General features: G+C 46.8%; 1 protein-coding gene. It reads right to left on the bottom strand.

All coding sequences use genetic code 11. The features are described from left to right. Positions 1-7: 7 nt before the first annotated feature. Positions 8-1,093 (bottom strand): IS701 family transposase, encoded by a 1,086-nt coding sequence (locus tag ACYVD4_RS32020; RefSeq protein ID WP_460952536.1) that lies wholly within the window; start codon positions 1,091-1,093, stop codon positions 8-10. Positions 1,094-1,157 lie beyond the last annotated feature (64 nt).

Here is a 1,157-nt window from a genome sequence, read left to right as displayed (position 1 = left end):
ACTGATGTTACGCAGCCTTAGCTAATAGAGTAGATTGACTTTTGAGACTGTTAAGGTTTCGTAATGCTAATTTCATCGCGTTTAGCGTCAGCAAACTTTTTAATGCAAAATGATTTTTTGACGTCGATAACCGCAAGGCTTCCAACTTAACAAAGGCCAGCATGGATAGAAAAAGATGATTGCTTTGAGACCGCACCGTGTGGGCCGGTGAGCGGGCATAGCCCGTGTTTGATTTGATCGATTTGTGGAATTCTTCCACCTTCCAACGACGGGCGTATTGCGTCTGAATGCTGACCGTATCGGCCGTCAAGTCATTGGTTACCAGATAGAGCACCCCTTGCTCAATGTCTCCGTCTTTGAAGACCTGCTTGGTTAGCAACAGGGGAAAATCCACTCCGGCAACCCAAACGGCAAGGCATTGATGCGCTTCGATAGCTAACGACTCAATCGGCCGATACAGCCCCTGTTGTTGGTCAGCCCTAGAAAGAGCCACCTTACGGTTGCTTTTCAAAGGCATAATAAATTGTTGGCTTAAACCGGCGATATAGGTAAAGTTCTCGGCAGAGGAAAACCAGGAATCGGCCAATACATACTTAAAAATGAGCTTATTAGCCAAGCTTTGGTGGATTAGCCGTCTAAACCGTTCTTGCTTACTGATCCGGCTGACCCATTTTGTTTTGCCCGTCTTTGGATCAATGATGGCTTGGTCTTTCTCGATCAGTTCATAGGCAACAGGTAAGGAATATATCTGGCCTGTGTAGAGGGCAGTGAGTTGGTTAATGCCTTTAAGTGCTTTCTGCTGACAGTGGTCGTAATGGAAGCGGATAAGCGAATTTTGGTTCATAAAGGCTTTGGCTTCGACGGTATCATCAAGGGTCAACACCGCGTTGGGGTCGGCAATCTGCTCAATGAAGGGGCGTACGACTTGCCATAGTTGGGGCGAACCATAGCTGAGCTGATGTAAGCTTCGGGTAATGGCATCGTGGGAAAGTTTACCATCGACTAAAGCCGACAAGCCCGTTGCCGTCGTTTGGCCTTGATTGACTAAAAGGTAGTCCGAGTACAGGTCGAAAACAGGCGAAACGAAGTGCATGGCTAATTTTTGTTAAATTTAATCAGTAGGCTGTCAATCTAAGGATGGCCTGCGTAACATCAGT

The sequence above is a fragment of the Spirosoma daeguense genome (genome assembly GCF_054776875.1).
This window is presented reverse-complemented; position numbering and strand designations above follow the sequence as displayed.

Bases quoted from the DNA above. Each gene is read 5' to 3' on its own strand.
- ACYVD4_RS32020 (WP_460952536.1), bottom strand. From the start codon at position 1,093: ATGCACTTCGTTTCGCCTGTTTTCGACCTGTACTCGGACTACCTTTTA.